Raw genomic sequence first — 971 nt, 5'->3', positions numbered from 1 at the left:
CTGGTCGAGGTGCACGAGGACGCCGTCGAGGCGGCGGTGGGGGAGAAGCGCAACGAGGCGAACGGCCAGGTCGGCTTCGACTTCGACAGCCTCTGGGACGAGCCGCAGGCCGCGATCCAGGTGCCCGAGCGGCCCGAATGGGCCAAGCGCGACAAGCTCGCCTTCGAGCGCGACATGCTCGGGCTCTACGTGTCCGACCATCCGCTCGCCGGACTCGAGACCGAGCTCGCCAAGCACTACAGCACCACGATCGCCGACCTGCTGATCTCGGAGACGATCGCCGACGGCGAGACCGTGGTCGTCGCGGGCCTCGTCACGAGCGTCCAGCACCGCATGGCCAAGGCCTCCGGCAACCAGTACGGGATGATCCAGGTCGAGGACTTCGGTGGCGAGATCACCTGCATGTTCATGGGGAAGGCGTACCAGGAGTTCGCCCCGGCGCTCACGAACGACTCCATCGTCGTCGTCAGAGGCCGCGTCAGCATGCGCGACGACGGGATGAATCTGCACGCGTTCAGCCTGTTCGCCCCCGAGATGAGCCAGGACGGCGACTCGGGACCGCTCACCGTCTCGATGCCCGAGTCGCGCGCGACCACCGACACGGTCTCGCAGCTCAGCGACGTGCTCATCCGCCACTCCGGCCAGACCGAGGTGCGCCTGAAGCTCATCAAGGGCGACACGGCCCGCGTGTTCGAGGTGCCGTTCCCCGTGCGCATCACCCCGGACCTCTTCGGCGAGCTGAAGAGCCTGCTGGGGCCGAACTGTCTGTATTGAATTCCGAGCCGGTCCCTGCCCGGCTCGGCGCGGTCGGCTGGGGAGCCTGGCCGGGTCGGTGAGAGCGTCCTGCGTACGGCTACGACGATCCGCTGACACGCGGATCGCCGGTTCGCCTCAGAGGGTGCGGCGAGCGGGTGGGGGATCGGGGGGCGAGCCTGCGGCCGCCGGTGTCCTTCTGGTGGTCGAGTAATGGC

Annotated in this window: 1 protein-coding gene; it reads left to right on the top strand. The window is 68.6% G+C overall.

The window, feature by feature from the left end:
- A partial coding sequence (locus tag C5C27_RS17545) for an OB-fold nucleic acid binding domain-containing protein (RefSeq protein WP_258066850.1) occupies nucleotides 1-774 on the top strand: 774 nt, incomplete at its 5' end.
- Nucleotides 775-971 lie beyond the last annotated feature (197 nt).

It is taken from the genome of Rathayibacter sp. AY2B7, from assembly GCF_002931635.1.
In the GTDB taxonomy this organism is placed as follows: Bacteria; Actinomycetota; Actinomycetes; order Actinomycetales; family Microbacteriaceae; genus Rathayibacter.
Note: the sequence above shows the minus strand (reverse complement) of the source record. Positions and strands in the feature narration are given on the sequence as shown.